Origin of the sequence: Chlorobium sp., assembly GCF_021740465.1 — a bacterium.
GTDB lineage: Bacteria > Bacteroidota > Chlorobiia > Chlorobiales > Chlorobiaceae > Chlorobium.
In genome coordinates this window covers 1-22356 of record NZ_JAIOZR010000021.1, presented here as the reverse complement: position 1 = coordinate 22356, position 22356 = coordinate 1, and the positions used below count along the sequence as shown (strand labels likewise).

Annotated in this window: 18 protein-coding genes and 2 tRNA genes; 10 read left to right on the top strand and 10 right to left on the bottom strand. The window is 53.4% G+C overall.

What is annotated here, in order from left to right; genetic code table 11:
* Window positions 1-123: 123 nt before the first annotated feature.
* Genes K9G39_RS09250 through K9G39_RS09240 form a run of 3 tightly spaced genes read left to right on the top strand, consistent with a single transcriptional unit; the run spans window position 124 to window position 2198 of the window.
* A complete protein-coding gene (locus K9G39_RS09250) occupies window positions 124-534 on the top strand; it encodes an acyl-CoA thioesterase (RefSeq protein WP_292004639.1) in 411 nt (136 codons plus the stop codon).
* A gap of 30 nt (window positions 535-564) precedes the next feature.
* The gene (locus K9G39_RS09245) at window positions 565-1110 is read left to right on the top strand and encodes an SRPBCC family protein (RefSeq protein WP_292004638.1); all 546 of its coding nucleotides are present in this window, start codon (window positions 565-567) and stop codon (window positions 1108-1110) included.
* 41 nt (window positions 1111-1151) lie between these two features.
* On the top strand, window positions 1152-2198 hold the full coding sequence (locus tag K9G39_RS09240) for an aldehyde reductase (protein ID WP_292004637.1): 1047 nt from the start codon (window positions 1152-1154) through the stop codon (window positions 2196-2198).
* Window positions 2199-2204: 6 nt separating this feature from the next.
* Here K9G39_RS09240 and K9G39_RS09235 read toward each other — a convergent pair whose 3' ends face one another.
* From K9G39_RS09235 to groES, 6 genes are all read right to left on the bottom strand, one after another.
* Window positions 2205-3233 (bottom strand): glycosyltransferase family 2 protein, encoded by a 1029-nt coding sequence (locus K9G39_RS09235; RefSeq protein ID WP_292004636.1) that lies wholly within the window; start codon window positions 3231-3233, stop codon window positions 2205-2207.
* 12 nt (window positions 3234-3245) lie between these two features.
* Window positions 3246-4049 carry a tryptophan synthase subunit alpha gene (trpA, locus tag K9G39_RS09230; RefSeq protein ID WP_292004635.1) on the bottom strand — a complete coding sequence of 268 codons (804 nt, stop codon included), beginning with the start codon at window positions 4047-4049 and terminating at the stop codon, window positions 3246-3248.
* Between the two features lie 19 nt (window positions 4050-4068).
* Entirely contained in the window at window positions 4069-4755 is a 687-nt protein-coding gene (locus K9G39_RS09225; RefSeq protein ID WP_292004634.1) for a CPBP family intramembrane glutamic endopeptidase, read from the bottom strand.
* A gap of 125 nt (window positions 4756-4880) precedes the next feature.
* A complete protein-coding gene (queC, locus tag K9G39_RS09220) occupies window positions 4881-5561 on the bottom strand; it encodes a 7-cyano-7-deazaguanine synthase QueC (protein WP_292004633.1) in 681 nt (226 codons plus the stop codon).
* Between the two features lie 135 nt (window positions 5562-5696).
* Window positions 5697-7340, bottom strand: coding sequence for a chaperonin GroEL (gene groL / locus K9G39_RS09215; RefSeq protein ID WP_292004632.1), 1644 nt, complete (start codon window positions 7338-7340; stop codon window positions 5697-5699).
* Window positions 7341-7385: 45 nt separating this feature from the next.
* On the bottom strand, window positions 7386-7673 hold the full coding sequence (gene groES, locus K9G39_RS09210; RefSeq protein WP_012465471.1) for a co-chaperone GroES: 288 nt from the start codon (window positions 7671-7673) through the stop codon (window positions 7386-7388).
* Window positions 7674-7878: 205 nt separating this feature from the next.
* Between groES and K9G39_RS09205 the strand changes: the two genes are divergently transcribed.
* Window positions 7879-8166, top strand: a complete 288-nt coding sequence (locus K9G39_RS09205) for a hypothetical protein (protein WP_292004631.1) — start codon at window positions 7879-7881, stop codon at window positions 8164-8166.
* Between the two features lie 25 nt (window positions 8167-8191).
* Here K9G39_RS09205 and uvrA read toward each other — a convergent pair whose 3' ends face one another.
* Both uvrA and K9G39_RS09195 read right to left on the bottom strand, forming a co-directional pair.
* On the bottom strand, window positions 8192-11050 hold the full coding sequence (gene uvrA, locus K9G39_RS09200; protein ID WP_292004630.1) for an excinuclease ABC subunit UvrA: 2859 nt from the start codon (window positions 11048-11050) through the stop codon (window positions 8192-8194).
* A 91-nt stretch (window positions 11051-11141) separates the two neighbouring features.
* Window positions 11142-11570 carry an Rrf2 family transcriptional regulator gene (locus K9G39_RS09195; RefSeq protein WP_292004629.1) on the bottom strand — a complete coding sequence of 143 codons (429 nt, stop codon included), beginning with the start codon at window positions 11568-11570 and terminating at the stop codon, window positions 11142-11144.
* Window positions 11571-11689: 119 nt separating this feature from the next.
* On the opposite strand from K9G39_RS09195, the gene K9G39_RS09190 reads away from it, so the two are divergent.
* Window positions 11690-12565 carry an alpha/beta fold hydrolase gene (locus tag K9G39_RS09190; RefSeq protein WP_292004628.1) on the top strand — a complete coding sequence of 292 codons (876 nt, stop codon included), beginning with the start codon at window positions 11690-11692 and terminating at the stop codon, window positions 12563-12565.
* 29 nt (window positions 12566-12594) lie between these two features.
* Here K9G39_RS09190 and K9G39_RS09185 read toward each other — a convergent pair whose 3' ends face one another.
* Entirely contained in the window at window positions 12595-15255 is a 2661-nt protein-coding gene (locus K9G39_RS09185) for a putative LPS assembly protein LptD (protein WP_292004627.1), read from the bottom strand.
* A 213-nt stretch (window positions 15256-15468) separates the two neighbouring features.
* On the opposite strand from K9G39_RS09185, the gene trpB reads away from it, so the two are divergent.
* The 4 genes from trpB (at window position 15469) to K9G39_RS09165 (ending at window position 18085) form a co-directional block, all read left to right on the top strand.
* Entirely contained in the window at window positions 15469-16668 is a 1200-nt protein-coding gene (trpB, locus tag K9G39_RS09180; RefSeq protein WP_292004626.1) for a tryptophan synthase subunit beta, read from the top strand.
* A gap of 319 nt (window positions 16669-16987) precedes the next feature.
* A tRNA-Gly gene (locus K9G39_RS09175) sits at window positions 16988-17060 on the top strand.
* A gap of 447 nt (window positions 17061-17507) precedes the next feature.
* Window positions 17508-17594, top strand: a tRNA-Ser gene (locus K9G39_RS09170).
* Between the two features lie 116 nt (window positions 17595-17710).
* Window positions 17711-18085, top strand: coding sequence for a rhodanese-like domain-containing protein (locus tag K9G39_RS09165; RefSeq protein ID WP_292004625.1), 375 nt, complete (start codon window positions 17711-17713; stop codon window positions 18083-18085).
* Between the two features lie 12 nt (window positions 18086-18097).
* Here K9G39_RS09165 and cqsA read toward each other — a convergent pair whose 3' ends face one another.
* Window positions 18098-19351 (bottom strand): alpha-hydroxyketone-type quorum-sensing autoinducer synthase, encoded by a 1254-nt coding sequence (cqsA, locus tag K9G39_RS09160; RefSeq protein ID WP_292004624.1) that lies wholly within the window; start codon window positions 19349-19351, stop codon window positions 18098-18100.
* 385 nt (window positions 19352-19736) lie between these two features.
* Between cqsA and K9G39_RS09155 the strand changes: the two genes are divergently transcribed.
* The gene (locus tag K9G39_RS09155) at window positions 19737-22277 is read left to right on the top strand and encodes a response regulator (RefSeq protein WP_292004623.1); all 2541 of its coding nucleotides are present in this window, start codon (window positions 19737-19739) and stop codon (window positions 22275-22277) included.
* Window positions 22278-22356 lie beyond the last annotated feature (79 nt).

Here is a 22356-nt window from a genome sequence, read left to right as displayed (position 1 = left end):
TTTATGGTAATGATTCGGGGCGCCTGATGCAATACACAGAGTGAAATGCCCATGAAACCAGCCTTGCAATCTCCTCTATCAAGCAGGAAATCTTATTATACTGCAAAAAGAACAGGAGAATATATGAGTACCGGGCACAACCGCTTTGCAATCAGCATTGATGTGCAGCCTGAAGATATCGACCTGATGGGCCATGTCAGCAACGTTGTCTATCTTCGATGGGTTCAGGATGCAGCTGTCGCTCACTGGACAGCCATTGCTCCTGCAGAGGAGCGGCAATCGGTACTCTGGGTGATCCGCCGCCATGAAATCGACTACAAAAGGCCTGCATTTGCGGGGGAGCGGCTGAAAGTTGAAACCTGGATCGGCTCGGCAACACGATTCGCTTTCGACCGACATACCAGGATCATCGACGCGGCCGGCAGCCGGGTACTTGCACTTGCCCGGACGGTGTGGTGCCCTGTCGACCGGAAAACCGGCAGACCGGTTGATGTGAGCCCTGCCGTGCGCAACCTTTTTTCGACCCCGGCGTAAACCGGGTTGCAGTAACAACACACACCTTTTATGGACAAAGAACCACTCGGCATTGCACCCTCCTCCGAAGAGCTGCGCCTCGTTCATGGGGATACTCCGATCGATCTTGCCTTTCTTGCAGATGACATTATCGGCGTCAGGGCGAGCATTTATATTGAAGCCGCTCCCGAAGCCGTATGGGCGGCGTTGACGGATTACGACAACCTCCACAGAACCCTTCCGAAGGTCATAGCAAGCCGGCTTGTAGAACGAAAAGGCAGCGAAGTCATCCTCGATCAGACAGGAAAAACCGGAATATTTATATTTGAAAAAACCGTTAACTTCAGGTTACTGGTCAGGGAAGAACACCTGAAGCGCATTACCTTCGAGCAAATAAGCGGCGATTTCCTGGTATACAGGGGCTCATGGTTGTTGCTACCCCTTTCCGACCGAAAGGGCACGATACTTTGCTATGAAGCGAACATCAAACCGGCATTTTTCGCTCCGCCGATTCTGGTCAGCTTTGTGCAGCGTCAGGATCTTCCAGGCATTTTAAAAGCGCACAAACAGCGAGCCGAAAAGGTATCGATCGCCTGATCGGCATATTCGGGAACACATAACCACCGGCAACACGCCCCATGATCACAGAAAAACCAGTCTGCGTTACCGGCGCTTCCGGGTTCATTGCATCGCATATCGTCAACCAGCTTCTTGCGGAAGGGTACCGGGTCAGGGGAACCGTGCGCAAAAGCCCTGAACACTATCCCTTCCTGCTGCAGCTTCCCGGAGCAGGAGAGCGGCTCGAACTGGTTGAGGCCGATCTGCTAAAAAGCGAATCGTTTATTCCTGCATTCAGGGAGTGCGCCTATGTCATCCATACGGCAAGCCCCTATGTCATCAATGTCAGAGATCCGGAAAACGATCTCGTTAAACCTGCGCTGGAAGGCACTGCGGCAGTTATGGCAGCGGCAGGAAAAACAGGTAGCCTCAAACGCATCGTGCTCACCTCCTCCGTGGCCGCAATCACCGATGAACCCGACAGCACGAAAGTGTTTACCGAACGCGACTGGAATTCCCGTTCCTCACTGCAGCGCCATCCCTACCACTATTCGAAAACCCTTGCCGAACGTGCGGCATGGGATTATATCGAACAAAAAAAACCGCATTTCGATCTGGTAACGATCAATCCCTCCATGGTCACCGGCCCATCTATATGCCCGACAATCAACACCACCAACGCCATGATCCGGGATATCATGAACGGCGTGTACCCCGGCATCTTCGACATAAACTGGGGATTTGTGGATGTCAGGGACACCGCCCGGGCGCATATCCTCGCAATGGAAAAAGATTCAGCCTGCGGCAGGTACCTCTGTTCAGCCGGTCTCCTGCATATGCGCGAGCTTGTGGAACTGCTGAACCTCTCGGGATACAGCAACTACCGGTTGCCAAAACGGGATCTCACCGGCCGCTTCGGAACCGCACTCATGACAGCACTCTCATGGACACAGCCTCGCGATACCGGAACCTACATCCGCACGCACATCGGCCGTTCGATCCGTTACGGATGCAGCAAGATCAAGCAGGACCTCGGCATAAGCCTCATGCCGGTCATGGAAAGCATCCTCGAAGCGGTCGACGACATGGTACGCAAAGGCCATCTCGCTCCTCCGGCAAAATCATAGAACACCTCACCTCCTGAGAAAAACGCTGAACGGCAGGTTCCTGAAAAGCGACCTGTCGTTTTTTTTCCGGAAAGCCTGCACCCGCTTCCGTTTGCCGAGCGTTTCAGGCATCCGCAACAGAAAATCCCGTAAAGCCCTCAGCACTGCAAGGGATCCGGCAATGCCATAGCGACCTTTCAGAAAATAAAACACCACCGCTGCCCCTTCCAGGAGAAGACGCACAGGCAATACCCACATGAGTGACGACAGACTCATGTTCTTCAGGAGCATCAGGAGATTATTGCGATGGTTGTAGTAGATTTTTTCCGGAGAACCGTATTCCAGGGATGCGCCGCCCTCATGCCAGACAACCGAAGAGGGCACCGACATGACACAATATCCTGCAAGCTGTATTCTCCAGCAGAAGTCGATCTCCTCCATGTGCATGAAAAAAGAGTCGTCGAACCCTCCAAGCTCCTCAAAAACATCCCGCCGGACAAACATGGCCGCGCCCGAAGCCCAGAAAAGCTCCCTTGGGCGGTCGTACTGACCTTTATCGGCTTCCACGCCCCAAAAGGTACGTCCGTAGCACCAGGAATAGGCGAGCCGGTCGATCATGCCACCCGCCGCGCCGGCATGGTCGAAAACATTCCGCCCCTTTTCGTGCTCCGGGAGGGAGAGGATTTTCGGCTGCAGGGCGGCGATACGCTCATCGAGCTGTGCGGCCGTAACGAGATCTTCGAGCCAGGAGGGTTCGTGCCGGGTATCGTCGTTCATGAAAACCAGATAATCTGCCGTCGAGGCGCCCGATCCCGCATTGCAGCCGCCCGCATAGCCCCGATTCACCGAAAGTGAAAGCAGACGCACGCCGGGAAACCCGGATAGAAGCTTCTCCAGCTCCGGATTGCGGCTGTCGTTATCGACCACCAGTATGCGCATCGCCGGGTAACGGGTTTTCGCAAGGGAGTTGAGGCATCGTCCGAGACGCCCGACATCCCGGTAATGAGGAATGATGACCTCAACAGGAGGATTTACGGCAGAAAAGCAGGCACCCATAAGAAAGGCCTTTCAGCGGAGGCTGCGCCAGAACTCGCCGACAAGCCGGGCGGTTTCCGCGGGACTTGCCGCACCGGCAATATGCTGCAGCAATGCGGAACCCACTACGGCGCCGTCGGCAAGACGCCACATACGCTCCACCCGCGACTTGTCCCTTATACCGAAACCCACGACGAATTTCTTCCGGGCATGCTCTCTGACCCGTTTGAGATACTTCTCAATGGCTTCGTCAGCTTCGGCACCGGAGAGTTTCGAGGTTCCGGTCGTAGCGTTGACGGCAAGGCAATAGGAAAAATCCGTCGAAAGCGAATCGATCAGCTCGATGCGCTCGGGAGGTGTTACCGGAGAGATCAGAAAAACCACCGTGAGGCCAAAACTTTTCGCCCTCTCAAGAAAATCCTCCGCCTCCTCGGGAGGAAGATCGGGAAGCAACAGCCCATCGACGCCGGCATCGACGGCATCCTGAAGAAAACACTCGCCGCCGTAAGCGATGAGCGGATTGCAGTAACCCATGAGGAGAATCGGTGCGGTAATCTTCCTGCACCCTTCTCCGGTACGGGCCCTGCGCACCAGTTCCAGAAGGTGCCTGACCGTTACGCCATTGCGGATAGCGGTCTGCGCTGCCCCCTGGATAACCGGCCCGTCTCCTACGGGATCGGAAAACGGAATGCCGAGTTCGATAATATCGGCTCCGTTCTCCTCGAGTGCCTCGAGCACCGGCAGTGTTGCCCCCTCCACCGGGTATTCGGGCATATAGTAGGCGATAAGCAGCTTTTTATCGCTTTCGAGAAGAGTGGTGATTCGGTTTTGTGTCATGACAGAAAGCGGCGAACGCTCAGAACAGAAGTTGCGGAATAACGAAAATATCAAGGACCATCGAAATCATGGTGATCATATGCACCAGCACGCTCCCCCATACGTTGCGAGTCTTCAGCACCAGATACCCTCCGAAAATGCCGATAGGAAAAGCCATCATGGCCATCAGGGCGCGCTCGCGGAAGCCGATGGGCGCAACCGCGAAATGGTTCAGCACATAGAACATGGCGGTAAGGAACACCGTCAGATGCCTGTTGAATCCCTTTTCGATCATGGCGGAGAACATGATGCCCCGCCAGAGGAACTCCTCGGCCAGCACCAGCACGGGAAAGAGAAACAGCATGTAACGGTTCACCAGAATATTCACCATCTCCCCCATCGGTGCGCCCCCGTTCTTGTAGTACATCACCGTATTCACAACGTCCATAGCAAACAGCAGACCACCGGCCACGCCTCCCCAGAGCAGCGATTTACGGAGGTCGCCTCCTGCAAGGTACATGTCGCTCCACTCCTGATACGACTTTCCGCGCCAGAGCACCAGCGCGATGGAACCAACCACATACAGAAATAGCGCCGGCCACTCCATAAGCGGAGTGAAATGCCCGACAAACCCGACGACCCATATCAGAATCATCAGTCCGAACGACAGTTTCAGTCGCTCATCGAGAGAGGAAAACCCTGTAGAATACGCTTTGACCGGTTTCATGATTTTTTTAATTCTGGAAAGGTAATGTAAAAAGCGGACGTTGTGGACAACATGGACTTTGTGGACAAAAAGTCACAACTCCAGCCTGCCGACTACTCACTGCTAACTGCTCACTGCTAACGTTCTTAAATATACTTCGGCCTCACCTCATAATCAATCGGATCGCGCAGCCCGGTCAGCTCGAATGCCCTGAGCCTTCTGGCGCAGCTGTCACACACACCGCAGGCTCTGCCCCCGCTTTTATAGCACGACCAGCTATAGGCGAAGGGGGCATTGAGTTCCATGCCTCTGAGCACGATATCGCTCTTCTGCATGGCGATCAGCGGTGTTTCGATCCGAATATCGGTATCGGGTTTTGTGCCCAGCTCGATAACCCTGTTGAATGCATCATAAAATGCCTGACGGCAGTCGGGATAGCCCGACGAATCCTCTTCGACCGCTCCGATGAAAATTTTTGCGGCCCCGATAACCTCCGACCAGCTCACGGCCATCGAGAGAAAACCGGCATTGCGGAACGGCACATAGCTTGTCGGTATGGCCGTCCCATGCAGATCGGCTCCGCTGACCGGCATGGCATGATCGGTAAGTGAGGAGCCCCCTACCAGCGAAAGGTAACCTGCATCGATTTCAATCCGCTCCTCGATACCGTAGTGCCTGCAGACAAGACGGAAACACTCGAGCTCCTTCTGCCAGGTTCGCTGCCCGTAATTGATGTGCATGGCTGCCAGATCTAACCCCTTTTCAGCGGCAATCGCCGTGGTAACGAGGCTGTCCATCCCCCCGCTGATCAAGAGTACAGCTTTCATGTCTCATTGGTTACTGTTACTGAAGTTCTCTGTAAAGGTATGGAATTCTCCGCTTTTAATCGTGCCGACGGGCATAAAAAAAGCCATCCCGAATGTTCTTCGGGATGGCTTAAGGATATGGCAATCAAGCGGGGATCAGTACATGCCGCCCATTCCGCCCATTCCGCCCGGAGGCATTGCCGGCATGTCGGACTTCTCTTCCTTGATGTCGGTAATGGCTGCCTCGGTGGTAAGCAGGATGCTGGCAACCGAAGCGGCGTTCTCGAGAGCGCTTCTGGTCACTTTGGTCGGATCCACGACGCCGGCCTCGACGAGATTCTCGTACTGCTCGGTGCGTGCGTTGAACCCGAAGTCGCCTTCGGCAGCCTTGACCTTCTCGAGCACGACAGCGCCGTCGGTGGTGCCGGTGTTGGCAACGATCTGACGGAGCGGCTCCTCGAGTGCGCGGCGGATGATTTCGATGCCGGTTTTCTGGTCTTCGTTGTCAGCAACCGCATTGGCAAGACCCTTGATCGCACGGATCAGTGCTACACCACCGCCGACCACTATACCTTCCTGCACTGCAGCACGGGTGGCGTGCAGGGCATCTTCAACGCGGGCTTTCTTTTCCTTCATCTCAACTTCGGTCGATGCTCCGATGTTCAGCACGGCGACGCCGCCGGAAAGCTTTGCAAGGCGCTCCTGCAACTTTTCGGTATCGTAGTCGGAAGTCGATTTGTCTATCTGGCCCTTGATTTCATTGATGCGGGCCTTGATATCATCCTGTGTACCCTTGCCTTCGACAATGGTAGTGTTGTCCTTGTCGATGTTGACGCGACCTGCCTGACCGAGGTAGGCGATCGTTGCGTTTTCGAGCTTGTAGCCCTTCTCTTCGGAAATCACGGTACCGCCGGTAAGGATGGCGATATCCTCGAGCATTGCCTTGCGGCGGTCGCCGAAGCCCGGAGCCTTCACGGCACAGACCTTAAGGGTGCCGCGGAGCTTGTTGACCACAAGGGTGGCCAGCGCTTCGCCTTCGATGTCCTCTGCGATGATGAGCAGCGGACGACCGGTCTGGGCCGATTTCTCGAGGATCGGAAGCAGCTCTTTCATGTTGCCGATCTTCTTGTCGTGGATGAGGATCAGCGGATCCTCGACTTCGGCTTCCATGGTTTCGGGATTGGTCACGAAGTACGGAGAGAGGTAGCCGCGATCGAACTGCATGCCCTCTACGACCTTCAGCTCGGTATCCATGCCTTTGGCCTCTTCGACGGTGATAACGCCATCCTTGCCGACCTTGTCCATGGCCTCGGCGATCAGTTCGCCGATTTCAGGATCGTTGTTGGCCGAAATGGTACCGACCTGAGCTATCTCCTTCTTGCCGGAGATGCTGCGGCTGATGTTGCGCAGCTCGAGAACAACCTCTTTGACGGCACGGTCGATACCTCTTTTCAGGTCGATCGGACGTGCGCCTGCGGCAACGTTTTTCAGTCCTTCACGATAGATAGCCTGGGCAAGCACGGTTGCTGTGGTGGTACCGTCACCGGCCACATCACTGGTTTTCGAAGCGACCTCGCGAACCATCTGTGCGCCCATGTTCTCGACGGCATCGGCAAGCTCGATCTCCTTGGCAACGGTCACGCCGTCTTTGGTGGAGGTTGGAGCTCCGAATTTTTTATCGATCAGTACATTGCGGCCGGCAGGTCCGAGGGTGACTTTCACGGCATTGGCCAGTTTGTCAACGCCGACTTTGAGCTTTGCCCTGGCGTCGGAATCAAAAAGAATATCTTTAGCAGTCATTGTAACGCGTTCCTCCTGGAATGGGTTGGTAAATGGTTAAACGAATCAGTCAAGAATTGCAAAAATGTCCGACTCACGCATGATCAGGTAGTCCTCACCTTCGACATTCACTTCGGTGCCGGAATACTTGCCGTACAGCACTTTCTTGCCAACCGTGACCTGCATGTCGAGAAGCTGTCCGTTATCGGCAACTTTGCCCGGACCTACCGCCACAACTTCACCGTACTGAGGTTTTTCTTTACCGGTATCGGGAATGAAAAGCCCGCCTTTGGTTTTCTCTTCAGCCGGAGCCGGCTTAACAATAACCCGATCAGCTAAGGGTTTCAAGTTCATTGTCTTATCTTGTTTTTATTTGGGTTGAGAGAACGATCCAGTTCGATTGCACTCGATCAGATCAACCTTTTAGCACTCGATCGAGGAGAGTGCTAAAAGAACATCTAATTATAAAAAAAAATTTTCCCTCTCCAAACTGTTTCTGTACCATGAAAGAAAAAGCGAAACAATTTGATGCCCTGCAGCAAGTTTACAATCGACTCCCATGAAATCAGGCAAAAAACAGCTCTACTGCACCATCGGCAAGGTCGCCATGGAGAAACTCCAAAGTCTGCATTCGAAGATGCGTGACGATACGGCAACTGCCGAAGACCGGCAGCATATCTCCATTCTCGAAGAGGTTGCCGCCCTGGCCGGCAACAGGGTGTCTGTATCGGAAAACGAGGCAGCCCGGCATAAGGGAGGATCTGTATGGGTTGAAAGAACCTCCGAATCCCACTTCCCCCATATCAGGCTGCACGGAGGAGCGCTCGAAGACGATCCCATAGCATGAATAGAGCGAGCCGTGAGCCTTTGGCTCAAATTACGGAATCAAGATAGGGCTTCAGGTGAAGCCCCGTCAGTGAATCCGGAGAAACCGCAACGGTTTCGGGAGTTCCCTCGGCAACGAGCGATCCGCCCTTGTCTCCTGCTCCAGGACCAAGATCGATAATCCAGTCAGCCTGTTTGATGACATCCGGATTGTGTTCGATGACCACCAGGGTATTGCGCTGCTCGAGAAGCCTTTCAAAGCAGCGGATCAGCTTGTTGATATCCTCGAAATGCAGGCCTGTCGTCGGCTCGTCGAAAAGAAACAGCGTATGCTCAATATCGGCTCGGGCTATGAAACCGGCAAGTTTGAGCCGCTGGGCCTCGCCGCCCGACAAAGTGCTTGACGACTGCCCCAGCCTTATGTAGCCCAGTCCGACATCGTCGAGTACCTGCAGCTTGCGCACAATCCCCTTTTCGCCACTAAAAAACTCGATGGCCTCACTTACGGTCATATCGAGCACCTCGGCAATGGAAAAACCCCTGAGTTTGATATCGAGCGTCTCCTGTTTGTAGCGCAGTCCGTTGCACTCCTCGCAAACCGCCTCGATATCGGCCAGGAACTGCATCTCTATTTTCACGCTCCCCTCACCGGCACAGCTTTCGCAGCGACCTCCCGGGATATTGAAGGAAAAATAGCCGGCCTTCCATCCTCTGGCCTTCGCCTCTCTGGTCTGGGCAAAAAGAGCACGAATATCGTCGAAGATTTTCATGTAGGTGGCCGGGTTGCTTCGGCTCGACTTGCCGATCGGCGCCTGATCGACATGCTCGACCCGGTCGATCAGGCTGACGCCCGTTATCGAGCGATGCGTACCAACCTTTTCCCGTCCCCCCTCCTTCTCGCGGAGAATGCCGTTTTTGAGAATATCGTTGACGAGGGTCGATTTGCCGGAACCGCTCACGCCGGTCACACAGGTCATCACGCCGAGCGGAAAACGTACGTCGATGTTCTTCAGGTTGTTCTGCAGGGCACCGCGGATCTCGATAGCTTCGGAAAAATCGGGCGTCCGTCGGACCCGGGGCACCGGAATGACCTTTCTTCCGCTGAGGTAATCGGCAGTCAGCGATGTTCCCGAAATCGCCATTTCAGCAATGGTACCATGAAAGACAACCTCGCCGCCCTGCCGTCCCGCCCTGGGACCGAGATCGATCACCTCATCAGCAGCCTCGATAATCTCGCGGTCGTGCTCGACCACCACCACCGTATTGCCAAGATCACGAAGCTTTCGGAGCAACCTGATCAGCCGTTCGGAGTCGCTCTGGTGAAGACCGATGCTCGGCTCGTCGAGAATGTAGATCGCGCCGACAAGCGGTGAACCGATTGATGTCGAAAGATTGATGCGCTGAAACTCCCCGCCGCTGAGCGTATGGGTGAGGCGATCGAGCGTAAGATAGTTCAGACCGACCTCGAGCAGGTAGGTAAGCCTTTTGAGAATCTCCTCGAGAACCGCTTCGGCAACCTTGCGGTCAAAAGGCGAAATATCGAGGGTGGTAAAAAAGTCGTAGGCCTCGCCGATGTTCATGCGGGTCACCTCCCCGATATGACGGCCTGAAATCCTGACGAGCCTTGCATCGGCGTTGAGACGGCTCCCCTCACACTCCGGACAGGTCGCATAACCCCGGTAACGGCTTAAAAAAACACGATAGTGCATTTTATAGCCGGCATCCTTTTCTATTTCCGCAAAAAACGGCCAGATTCCGCTGTACCGCTCCTCCTGGCCGGCAATGCCCTTCCATATCATCTCCTTGTGCAGATAGGAGAGCTTTTCATAGGGAATATCAACCGGAATGCCCGCCTTCGGCGCCACGGCCAGCAGCCGCGTCCAGTTCCAGCGGTATTTTTCCGATGTCCAGCAGACGATGGCCCCTTCGGCAATACTCAGTGATTTATCGGGTATGACCGCATCCTCATCGATTCCTGCAATCCTGCCGAAACCCTGGCACCGGGTACACGCACCTATCGGTGAATTGAAAGCGAAAAGCTGCGGCGAGGATTCCTGATACTCGATACCGTTCAGCTCGAGCCTGTCGCTGAACCTGAACAGCCGGCCTCCGGCCACCTTGAGCACGGCATAGCCGCCCGATTCGCCGAAAGCCGTCTCCGCGGCCTGCTCGATCCTGCTGTACACCTTCTCGTCGTGGCTCGCAACAAAGCGATCGACGAGCACGAAAAGCCCGGCAAGCTCCTGGCGTCCCATCCTGCCGATACGCCGGCAGTGTTGTTCGTCGTTCAGGTCAAGGACGCTGTCACCCTCGAGAATCCGGAAAAAGCCCTTCTTCAGGAGGTTGGCGATTTCCGCATCAGCCGAACAGTCGTGCATGGCTGCATCCTTATGGCAGGGAAAGGGAAAAGCAACGAAAAACTTTGTGCCCTCGTCAAAAAAACGGGCCTGGCAACTGAGATCCTCGGGACTGTGTTTGAGGACCAGCTCATGGGTATCGCGGGAATATATTTTACCTATACGGGCATAGAGCAATCGGAGGTAGTCGTAGATTTCCGAAACCGTACCCACCGTCGAGCGGGGATTTTTCGGTATGGTTTTCTGCTCGATGGCTATTGCCGGAGCGATACCTTCGACGATTTCGATGTCGGGACGCGGCATCCGTTCGAGAAACTGACGCACATAGGCCGAAAGCGACTCCACATAACGCCTGTGCCCTTCGGCATAGAGTGTGTCGAAAGCGAGGCTCGACTTTCCCGAACCGCTTACGCCGGTCAGCACGACAAAACGGTTGCGGGGTATATGAACGGTAATATTCCTGAGATTGTGGGTACGGATACCCCGAAGAATGATATCGGGAAGGGCGGTATCGTTACGAATCGTGTCCGATGATGCGGAAATGGGCATTATTGAATGGTGAAACTTTCATTGAAAGGAACACGGCAATATACAATCCGGAGGGGAGAAAAACGGGGGACTGCAGCAGCATCGCAACCGATCATCCGGAATCACGCTCATCTTCGGGTTCCGTCAGCAACTCGGCAATGGTCGTTGCAGACAGGAGCCCCTGTATGCGCTCCTGCAGCGAGTTCATGTATCCGCGGTAGGCACACTGATCGAAAATCTCGCAACTGGTGATCTTTACCGCGCATCGGGTAAGGTGCGGCTTGCCTTCAATGGCAATGCCGATATCTGCAATCGTAATCTCCGATGGCTTTCTGGCCAGCCGGTAACCGCCTTTGACACCCTGAACCGACTCGGTAATCCCGGCTTTTTTCATACTCTGCATCGCCTTGGAAAGAAACTCCTGCGAAAAACCGATAACGTCGGCCATCTCCTTTACGGTTACCACCCTTCCGGAACCTTTCGTGGCAAGATAAGCCGCCGCGTGAAGTCCGTATTCGAATTTTCTTGAAACCTGCAGCATAGAATCTGGATAGTGAATTTGATAGCTCTAACCTGTATTAAATCGCTCAGGATTATAATTAGTTTGAAGCATTTTATATTTTAATTTTTTCCCCTCTTGAAATATTCAGGTTTTCAACCATGAGCAGCTCTCCGAAAGATCAGTATTTCCTGTGGCAGTTATCTCCCGAGCATGAAGCCAGAATCCGCTATCTGGAGACTGGAAGCGCCGACTCCCCAGACAAACCTCCTCTGCTGTTCCTTCACGGATACGGAGCGATGATCGAACACTGGAACCAGAATATTCCTCAATTCGCGGGGGGCCACAAGATCTACGCCATGGACCTCATAGGGTTCGGCAGGTCGCAGAAACCTAACGTCCGCTACAGCCTTGAACTCTTTGCCGCACAGATCGAGGCCTTCCTGCATCTGAAAAAACTCGAAGATGTTATTCTCGTGGGACATTCCATGGGAGGGGCGTGCAGTATCTATTATGCCCATCTCAGACCTGAAAAAGTTCGCGCGCTGGTGCTGGCCAACCCGTCCGGGCTTTATGGCGACAGCATGGACGGCATGGCGAAGGTGTTTTTCGGGCTGGTCGGCTCTCCGATGATCGGAGAGGTACTGTTCACTGCATTTGCAAATCCTGTCGGTGTAAGCCAGAGCCTTGTACCCACCTACTATAACCAGAGCAAGGTCGATCTGCGACTCATCAACCAGTTCACCCGGCCCCTGCAGGACAAGGGCGCGATATGGTCTTACCTCTCACCCTCCCGCAGGCCAAAGGATTTCACCCTCGACCATCTCACCCGGCCCTGCCGGTACAAGGGAAAAGCCACCCTCATCTGGGGAGCCGAAGACAGCGCACTGCCTCCGCACAGGATCATCCCCGAGTTCCAGCAGCTGCTTCCGCAGGCCGGCGCCTTCATCATTCCGAAAGCGGCGCACTGCATTCACCACGACGCCCCCGAGGCCTTCAACGAAAGGCTTGAAAACATACTTGAATCGATCAGCTGATTTTTCTTGCCGAAAGCGCCAGCGCCGCCCTAATCGGTCCATCCTCTTGTTTTCCCGCCCGTCCTGAAGCGTATATCCTGAAGCTGGGGTGCTTTCAGGCCAATCTGGAAATAGTAGCTGTTGTACTCTCCCGATGGCACCCACTGAAATCCCATCTGCCAGCAATGGAGGTCGCGGTAGACCTGCAGCATCGGAAAAACGAACTTGTTCTGCTCGACATCGTAACCGGTATTGATGCCAACCTGCCAGTTCCTGCTCAGGGCGGCTTTAGCCGAAACGTTCAGGAGAGCCGTGGTTTCGGCCTTCTCGAGCGGGTTCAGCCGGTCGGACTGCAAATAGAGCGACATGCGAAGTTTCCAGGGTATGGTGTAATCGATATCACTGAAGTCGCCGGTATTGAAGCGTTCGAGGAAAATCGCCTGTTCGGCGCGAAGCGTTTCGGGCCTGCCGGATCCGCCGTTCCTGCTCTTCCCCTCGATATTGAGGCTCATGTTGAGATATCCGCTCACGAACCGGAGCAGCCCGTTACCCTCTTCGGCATAAAATCGGTTGACTCTCTGGCCGCTTACCTGGTCGTAATCGTAAAAATCATACAAGGCTCCTGCGCTCATCAGAAAATTCGGTGAAACCGCGCTGCTCGACGCGGTAATGAGCAACGGAGACCAGTGGAATTCGTCCGCGGCCATGTTATACGAGGTCGATGCGCCGAGCGAAAGCAGATGCACGGTGCGGTCCTGTCCGCTGCCGTTCGGGTCCGAAGAGGCCAGCTTTCCGTGAAAAAGGTTCCTGAGCATGATCCCGATCGTACTCTGACCTTCGGGTATGTCGTTATAGACCGAATGCTCGAACCGGTTGTAGCGCAGGTAGCCGCTGCCGTCGTACACCGTTCCGTAATAATCGTAACCGGAACCGGTAAAATCCGGATTCCATGTATAGGAGATAACGGGTATCAGGGTATGGCGCAGGGCCTTCAGACCGGTCAGGCCTTCAAGGAACGGCGTCTGCATGCTTGCGTAAAGCCGGGTAGAAACATCGGTGCTGAAATTGAAGGTGGAATACCCTTCAGAACCGGTTTGTTCCTCGCTTATGATTCCTGTCCCGTCGAAACGCTTCAGGATGTCGTTGCCCAGAATGTAGTGATTGAAGGTGAATCCCGCATTGACGTTGAAGTGGCGGAAAAGCGTCGACTGCATGCGCAGAGGAAGCCTGAGCCTCATCCCATAGCGATCATTGGCATAGAGATCGTCGTCGAGCAGCGTTCCCTGCAAGGAGACCCCCTGCGTAAAGAGAGCTCTGTTGTCGCTTGAAAACTCCTGGTAATAGCCAACCTGTACTCCTGCTTCGGCAAGGTATTCCGATGATTCAAAACCGTCGGCCGAAGAAAAAAGTCCCCGCAGAGATGCGCCGGTGGTAACCGAAAACCTGTCGCGCCAGTCATCGAAAGTTCCCAGACGGCCCGAACGGAACGGATAATAACGGTTCTGATAGAACCCGATGCCCGCAAGCTGGCTTTGGTCGCTGCTTCTCAGATCATCGGTCATCTGGAAACTGGCTGTTACAATACTGTTTTCATCGTCGTATGTTTTGCCGTACGAGGCATAAGAATCAGCCTGCTCATTGACAATGGTCTCGGAATTGAGGGTGTTCAGATCGTAATTGCGATCACCACCCTGGAATTGCAGATTGAGATCAAGAGCCGATGAAGGGCTGAAATCCTGATGATGCTGGAATCGGAGGTTCCAGCTGTCATATTTTTCGTAGTCGGGGTCGCCGGAATCCCCCGCCAGATAGCGCTCATACTCCCCTTCAAGCATCCCGGAAAAAGCATCCCGACTGTTATAGCGGAAACGCTGGCCGAGACGCCAGCTCCCGTTGAAAGCGATATCGCCCTCAAGGCGCAGATCAAGATAATCGTTAATCGCCCAGAAATAGCCAAGATCGGAAAAATAATAGCCACGATCGCTGTCATGACTTAAACGGGGAATCAGGAGCCCCGACGCCCGGCCTTCACGCAGGGGAAAAATCATGAAAGGCAGTGGCAGAATGGGAATGGCCGGTAATCGCTTCGAAAAGAGTTCCGGCCGGATATACATGATGAACGGCCTGGCGATAATCCGGCTGTCGGGAATGATTTTCATGTAACTCGACGACACCCAGTAATGCGGGTCCTCGTCGTCACAGGTCGTAAAGGTGCCATCCCGCACAATCAACTCGCCGTTTTCGAGCCGGGTAACCTTCTGTCCGCTGAAAATCACGCTCGACGAACGGGAAGATATATTGGAGGTCTCCCCTTTTCCGGAGGTAAACGTGTAGGTGATCTTATCGGCATTGAAACTGCCGTCGCGGTTGGTGAACACCGCAGGCTCAGGCTTTCCGGAGGCGCCTGCCGGAGCGGCGAAAGCCTCGAGGGTTGAACTTTGCAGATCGACGTTGATCTTCGGAGCGGAAACCGTGGTGGAATCGCGTTCAACGCGGGCTTTTCCCAGTAGCTCCATGCTCTTCCGGTCGAAGCGGTAGATAACCGAATCCCTTGCCGAGAAAGATATGGTGCTTTCGCCCGGCGGCACAAGAGCGCCGTCCCCTGCAAGCACGGCTTCCCCGGCAGCCGACGCCCTTTCTGCGCCATACGCAGACGGCGACGTGCCCGGCAGGACTGCATTGACGAGCATGCTCAATGCAGCGCCAAGCATTATGCTACACCTCGAAACACTCACAAAACAACTCCCCGGAGCGGATGGACAAGGTTATCTTTCATAGGTATCTCTGAAAAGTTTCAATATATTATTTTATTGTTGCAGTACCGTTGACTTTTCTCTGATTGCTCCAGGGCATCTCCCGGGAAACCCGCTGCTCTCCTGCCCTCGAAAAAAAAGTCGCTTTTTGTCAATATTCCTTTTGGTTCCATGTCCTCGTCTCCTTATTCAGCTCCCGATGAACGGGGGCATTTCGGTATGTTCGGCGGGAAGTTCATTCCCGAAACCCTCATAAAAAATGCTGCCGATCTCGAATCGGAATACCTGAAAGCAAAAAGTGACCCCGATTTTCATGCAACGCTTGAAAAACTGCTTCGCGATTATGTCGGACGCCCGACCCCTCTCTATCATGCTGAAAGCCTGAGCCGGAAGGCCGGCGGGGTAGCTATCTACCTGAAACGGGAGGATCTCTGCCATACCGGCGCCCACAAAATCAACAATGCTCTCGGCCAGGTGCTGCTCGCCCGACGCATGGGCAAAAAACGCATTATTGCCGAAACCGGCGCGGGCCAGCATGGCGTGGCAACGGCAACGGTATGTGCGCTCTTCGATCTCGACTGTATTGTCTATATGGGAGAGGAGGATATACGCCGGCAGGCCCCGAACGTCGCACGCATGAAACTGCTCGGAGCCGAGGTGCGTCCGGTATCCAGCGGCTCCAGAACGCTCAAGGACGCCACCAGCGAAGCCATCCGCGACTGGATGAACAACCCCGAGGAGACCTTCTACATCATCGGCTCCGTCGTGGGCATGCACCCCTACCCAATGATCGTGCGCGACTTCCAGGCCGTAATCGGCAGGGAGGCTAAAAAGCAAATCATAAATCAGGCCGGTCGGCTGCCGGATGTCGTCACCGCATGCGTGGGAGGCGGAAGCAACGCCATCGGCATGTTCTACGAATTCCTCGACGACGTGCCGAAGGTCGAACTGGTGGGCGTTGAAGCCGCCGGCGAAGGGCTCGAGGGGCTGCACGCGGCGTCGCTCACCAAAGGCGAACCGGGCGTGCTGCACGGCGCAATGACCAGGCTGTTGCAGACCGAGGACGGCCAGGTGCTCGAAGCGCACTCCATCTCCGCCGGACTCGACTATCCCGGCGTCGGCCCCGAACACTGCCATCTGCAGGAATGCGGGCTGGTGACCTACACCTCGGCCACCGACACCGAAGCGCTCGAAGCCCTGAAAACGCTGGCCGAAACCGAAGGCATCATCTGCGCCCTCGAATCGGCCCACGCCGTGCACTACGCCCTCACGAGAGCCGCCTCTATGAGCCCGGAATCGATACTCGTGGTCAACCTCTCCGGCCGGGGCGACAAGGATATGGAAACCATCATCGAGAACCTCGTCCTCTGAAAAGAGGAAAGGTTTCGCGCCCTCGCTACCGATATGCCGCCCCTACAGGGCTTGAAAAACTGAGAGGGGATGGCGGCTTCTTCTACCGATACGTCGCCCCTACGGGGCTTGAATAAAGATAACGGGGCTTGCAAAACAGGAAGGAGGACGGGGTTGAAAAGAAGGCGGAGTGCCACTGTCCGGTCCCGCAGGAGCGGCATGCCGGCCGAACCGGAAAGCGCAAAAAAACGGGTTTTTGCACCTGATTTTTTTCCTCCGAAAAAGTTCAGACGGCTCTTGCACAGTTTTGAAATATCCTTATATTTATGCCTTCATAAATGCGGGAATAGCTCAGTTGGTAGAGCACAACCTTGCCAAGGTTGGGGTCGCGAGTTCGAGTCTCGTTTCCCGCTCAGGAACATAGAAAAGCCTCGGTACCCACCGGGGCTTTTTCTGTTTGGAGGTAATCATTCTTCCCATTAAGCCAGAAAATGCTTTCCTCCTGTATTCCTCATTACCTGATAAAGATCAGTTTTTTTATTTCCATTACTCCCCGGATAAAAACCGCATTACTTTTTTTGCTGTAAATTCTGCCAGTTGAAAGGGGCCTCCCCTCAAAGGCTTTGGAAGTAGACTTCCATATTTTCCCTGACTTTGTGGCGGCAACCCATAACGCTCCCTTACAGGAAGAAAATCACAAGTAGCGCAACTGCAGGCGTAAATCCAAAGTACTTGAATCCGGGAAAACAATCTTTGATTGAAAAAATCAGGATTTTATTATATTCTGTCCCTCCAATGCGTTGCAGCCCGAACCATTGGATAGAATGGGCTGCATGCGCTATGTTCTTTTAGAATAACACGGAGAGGTGCGAGAGTGGTTGAATCGGGCGGTCTCGAAAACCGCTGTGCGCGCAAGTGTACCGTGGGTTCGAATCCCACCCTCTCCGCTGAAAAGACAAAAGCCCTCGCTCCGAGCGGGGGCTTTTGTTTTTCCGGTTCTACAGGAAAAGAACATACCGCAGGCCGGAGCTTCATGAACCGGAAGATTGACCAAATACATACAATGATCAAGGTTAAAAACGTCACCCCCGCCACCGCCTTTGCCATGACGAAAAAAGGCGCACTGCTTGTCGATGTGCGCGAACCGTGGGAAATTGCCCGAAAAGCTTTCGATGTTCCCGATATCATGGTTATTCCGCTCGGTAAACTTGCACAGCGGCTTGAGGAAGTACCAACAGACCGCAATCTCATTATCGTCTGCAACAGCGGAAATCGAAGCGAAACGGCAAGCCGCCTTTTTCTGAACCGTGGATACCGTAAGGTCGTCAACATGGAATACGGCATTATCGGCTGGGAAAAAGAGGGGCTGCCGTTAAAAAGAAAACCTGAAAAAAACCTGGTTTCACTGCTGGTACAGCTGTTTCGCAAGCAATCCTGAACAGGGCGCCTGTCAGGTTCCTGCCGTCCTGTTCCGCCTCGTCGATTTCCAGTTACTCATGCCTATTTCGTCCCTGATCTCTTCGCATACCCTGAGCACATAGTCGATCGCTTCCATCTCAAGCCCGCTGTGCAGCGAAAAACGCATGAGCGAGCGGGTTTTCGGTGTAGCCGGAGCAAGGAAAACGGAGCCGAAAACGTTGCGTTCCTCAAGAGCATCGCGAAGCAGCTCGGTATCGGACTCCAGCCCCCCTTCGATCGAAACGATCTGTGACATGCTGGCAATATTGTAGCCAAGTGCAGTAAGCCCGTCACGAAAATAACCGGATTTTTCATGCAATACGCGCCTCCTGTCGTCACCACTCCTGATTACATCGAGGGTCGCTTTCAATCCGGCAATTTCATAGGGAAGCAACGTCGAACTGAATATTGCGGGGTATGCCATGTACGGATAGTATCGGGCGAACCTCGAGGAGCAGCAGATGATGCCTGCACGTCCAGCAAAGGCTTTGGCAAGGCTTGCCGTGATGAAATCCACCTTTCCGGTCAATCCGTACTCATCGACAAGACCGCCGCCATGTCTGCCGTGAGTTCCGAGGGAGTGAGATTCGTCGACGACCGAAATACATTCGTATCGATCGGCAATATCGATGAGCTCTCGGAGTGGCGCGATGTCGCCGGTTGTACTGTAGAGTGAATCGAACAGTACGATGCCCTGGCCATGCTCTTTGATAAGCCGTTCGAGGTGCGATGGATCGTTGTGACGGAAGGCATACGGCGTTGCGCCGGATACCTTGACTCCCTCCCAAAGCGACATGTGTGTGAAGAAATCGATATAGACCGGTGTAGAACTGTCAGCAATCACCTGCATCAACCCTACATTGGCCGCCCAACCCGACTGGCAGAGAATGGAGCTTTCAAAACCGGTGAATTCAGCCATCGCTTTTTCGAATTCGTGCTTGTCGCTGTCTTCATGCAGAAAAACTGCGGACATGACAGGATTTTGAGCAGCGTTTTTCAGGACATCGAGCTGGGCAGAAAGAATAGCCTGGTGATTCGAAATGTTGAGATAGTCATTGCTCTGCAGCATGATTGCATCAGGACCTGGAAGGCAATTGCCGAGAACAAGTGGCTTTTTGTTTTTTCGTGGTGCAAAAAGCTCGGCTTCGCACGCCTGAAGACGATTTTCGAGAAAATGCGGAAATACCCGATCGCCGTGGCCTACTCGATGCGTTGCATTGTCAAGGCCTGAGTTGGAGGTAGACATGGTCTTCTTTTTTTATTTATGTTGATGGTAGTGGACAAGAAAAATTGTTTACACAGCATGGAATCCCCTTAAAGTTTTTATCTTCAGTATTGTTATCATAATATCACCTTTACTGTGGCAACAAACAACCCCCGACCTATGTGCTACGCCAGCAAGAGGTCTCTTCTTGCCACACAAGTCTCATGCTGTTGCCCGATGATTCGCAGAGATCAGTAGTATTCTGTTTGCACAGGCAATCAACAGACCAGACTCAAGCCGTACCTACGGGCTGGTTGATTCCATAGCTCGATATACGATTGTTAACGCTTTTCTCTTCGAAATATTTGCATGGGAGCCTGTTTCTGAATAGGTGAAAGAAAAAACATGGCGCAATTTTCGAAAGAAAATGCAGAAACTCAAACAAAAAGCTCTTGATATCGTTGAACATGCCGAGCCCAATCTGCCTATAGTCGGGCTGTTTGCGACGGTCGGGTACCCGCTGTTCTATCTTGTCTGGACATATATAACCCCCCAAGCTTACGAAAACCTGCCGTTTCGAATCGCAGAAGCTGTGATCAGTCTGCCTTGGCTGTTCTATGCCCATCTGCCGAAAAAGGCGAAAGAGTTCTTTCCGGTATACTTTTTCCTTTCGGTGCCAATACTGCTGCCGTTTTTCTTTCATTTCATGATGATTAAAAACGAATGGTCGGTTACCTGGGCCATGTCGTCGATGGCAGGGCTTTTCCTGCTCATCCTGATCGTCTATGACTGGCTGTTCATATGCATCATCACGCTGATCGGGTTCATTATGGCCTATGCTGCCGTCTATCTGCTCGATGGGGTCGTTAAGTACACGTATTTTCAGCCGGAATATATCCCGACATACCTCTTTGCCCTGGTAGGAGGCATTATCGGCAATCACCGGAAACAGATGGCACATCAGACGAAAATATCGCTGCTACAGAGCCTGAGCGGGAGTATTGCCCATGAAATGAGGAATCCGCTCAGTTCGATCACCAATGCCATGAGCTCGCTTCAGGCGATCCTGCCGAGCAGGCCTCTGAACAATGAAGTAACCGGCACCGTAGACCTGAGTTATTCAGAACTGATCAGCATGCATGACGCTATCGAAGAAAGCTCGCAAACCATACGAAGCGGCAATAAAATCATCGATTCCATTCTTGCGAGCCTGCAGGGAGGCGCCATCGACAACAGCAGATTCAAAAGGATTTCCGCAAATAACGCCATCCAGAGTGCCGTGAACACCTACGGTTTCGACGACATCAACGACAGGGAGCTCATTGTCGTCAATACATCGAATTCCTTTGATTTTTTAGGTGACAGGAACCTGTTTACCTATGTACTGTTCAATCTGATCAAGAATGCGTTGCATTACAAGAACAGACCGGAATTCAGAATTGAAATGACATTGCAAGCCGGTGCCGACGTCAACTGCATCACGGTCAAGGATTACGGGCCTGGAGTCCCCTCACGTATGCGCGAACGGATTTTTGAACGGTTCTACACCTATGGAAAAAACAGCGGTAACGGTCTGGGGCTTTCGTTCTGCAGGAGAGTGATCGAATCGTTCGGTGGAACGATTGTCTGCAACTCAGAGGAAGGTAATTGGACCGAATTCGTTATCAACCTGCCGGATTATGCTTCGAAAGCATCGAGGGATCTTAAAAAAGCGATTCTGAAACAGAAAAAAATCCTCATTGTCGACGACCAGATCAGCAACCGGCTACTGCTTGCCAGATACGCCTCCGAATGGGACTGTTCGTCCGACCTTGCAGAAAACGGAACACAGGCACTCGAAATGCTCTCGAAAACCCGTTACGACCTGATTCTGATGGATTTCGAGATGCCCTCCCTCGATGGAGACCAATTGGTAGCAATGCTGCGCTCCTCACTGAATATCGACCCTTCTCTTGCCCCGCATTATATGCAGGTGCCGGTTATCGGAATAACGGCGCTTCCGCTGAATGAAGCGCTTCCACGGGCCGCCAGATGCGGGATGAACGAGGTGATCGCCAAACCCATCAAGAAAGCGGACATCAACAAGCTGTTCGAACGGCACTTCTTCTCGGAAGCCTCATCCATAACCACAGACCAGGAGACTCTCCTGAGTGGATGCCGGATACTGCTTGTCGACGACAATGCAACCAGCCGTAAATACATGAGCATGACCTTGCAACATTACGGCTGTTCGATTTCTGAGGCCGAAAACGGAAAAATCGCTCTCGAATACCTTGAAAAGCAGGACTATGACCTTATTCTGCTGGATATGGAAATGCCGGTCATGACAGGCATTGAAACATCCATGGCCATCAGGAAGGGAAACTGTTTCAAGCGGTTCACAAACTACCGCACCATTCCCATCATAGCCTTGACGGGAAATACCGGCAAGGACAGTATCGAAGCGGTGATAAAGGCAGGTATGAACCAGCATCTCGGCAAGCCGGTATTCAGGGATGAACTCGTATCGACAATCTCCATGTGGATTAACAACATCTCCCGCGCCGAAGAAAACGGCAAGTTGACAAAGAAAACCCCCGTCACACCGGAAAACTTCTGGGAAACCTTCGAAAGTGAAAAAGTACTCGACCAGTCGATCATCACCAGTCTTAAAGAGATTGGAAACGATGAACTGATCGTCTCACTTTTCGAGGTTTTCAGAAACGACTCGGAAAAAATCATCAGAGAACTCGACCAGGCTGCAGCAGCTGGCAACATCAAGCGATTCGACCAACTGATGCACACCCTCAAAGGCTCTTCAGGAAGCATCGGTGCAAACCGGCTTTTCATGCTTTCCCGGCATCTCAATGATTTCTCGCACAGGGGAGAGTGGCCCGACCGTCAAGACTGGGCTCCGATCCTGAAAAAAACTGGCTCCTCGCTATTTCAAGTGGGTAAGCCAAAATTAAGCTTCCCGCTGATCAGGTAGATCATATTGATGAGATTTTTGGTAGTGCGGTAACCCCGTGCCCGTGCTTTGGCCGCCTGGATGAGGCTATTGATTCCCT

Excerpts from the sequence above, each read along its gene's own strand:
- cqsA (WP_292004624.1), bottom strand. The coding sequence starts at position 19,351 with ATGTCTACCTCCAACTCAGGCCTTGACAATGCAACGCATCGAGTAGGC.
- queC (WP_292004633.1), bottom strand. The coding sequence starts at position 5,561 with ATGAAAGCTGTACTCTTGATCAGCGGGGGGATGGACAGCCTCGTTACC.
- K9G39_RS09190 (WP_292004628.1), top strand. The coding sequence starts at position 11,690 with ATGAGCAGCTCTCCGAAAGATCAGTATTTCCTGTGGCAGTTATCTCCC.
- K9G39_RS09205 (WP_292004631.1), top strand. The coding sequence starts at position 7,879 with ATGAAATCAGGCAAAAAACAGCTCTACTGCACCATCGGCAAGGTCGCC.
- K9G39_RS09225 (WP_292004634.1), bottom strand. The coding sequence starts at position 4,755 with ATGAAACCGGTCAAAGCGTATTCTACAGGGTTTTCCTCTCTCGATGAG.
- trpA (WP_292004635.1), bottom strand. The coding sequence starts at position 4,049 with ATGACACAAAACCGAATCACCACTCTTCTCGAAAGCGATAAAAAGCTG.
- K9G39_RS09155 (WP_292004623.1), top strand. The coding sequence starts at position 19,737 with ATGCAGAAACTCAAACAAAAAGCTCTTGATATCGTTGAACATGCCGAG.
- K9G39_RS09235 (WP_292004636.1), bottom strand. The coding sequence starts at position 3,233 with ATGGGTGCCTGCTTTTCTGCCGTAAATCCTCCTGTTGAGGTCATCATT.
- groL (WP_292004632.1), bottom strand. The coding sequence starts at position 7,340 with ATGACTGCTAAAGATATTCTTTTTGATTCCGACGCCAGGGCAAAGCTC.
- K9G39_RS09185 (WP_292004627.1), bottom strand. The coding sequence starts at position 15,255 with ATGCTTGGCGCTGCATTGAGCATGCTCGTCAATGCAGTCCTGCCGGGC.
- groES (WP_012465471.1), bottom strand. The coding sequence starts at position 7,673 with ATGAACTTGAAACCCTTAGCTGATCGGGTTATTGTTAAGCCGGCTCCG.
- uvrA (WP_292004630.1), bottom strand. The coding sequence starts at position 11,050 with ATGCCCATTTCCGCATCATCGGACACGATTCGTAACGATACCGCCCTT.
- K9G39_RS09165 (WP_292004625.1), top strand. The coding sequence starts at position 17,711 with ATGATCAAGGTTAAAAACGTCACCCCCGCCACCGCCTTTGCCATGACG.
- K9G39_RS09195 (WP_292004629.1), bottom strand. The coding sequence starts at position 11,570 with ATGCTGCAGGTTTCAAGAAAATTCGAATACGGACTTCACGCGGCGGCT.
- K9G39_RS09250 (WP_292004639.1), top strand. The coding sequence starts at position 124 with ATGAGTACCGGGCACAACCGCTTTGCAATCAGCATTGATGTGCAGCCT.
- trpB (WP_292004626.1), top strand. The coding sequence starts at position 15,469 with ATGTCCTCGTCTCCTTATTCAGCTCCCGATGAACGGGGGCATTTCGGT.
- K9G39_RS09245 (WP_292004638.1), top strand. The coding sequence starts at position 565 with ATGGACAAAGAACCACTCGGCATTGCACCCTCCTCCGAAGAGCTGCGC.
- K9G39_RS09240 (WP_292004637.1), top strand. The coding sequence starts at position 1,152 with ATGATCACAGAAAAACCAGTCTGCGTTACCGGCGCTTCCGGGTTCATT.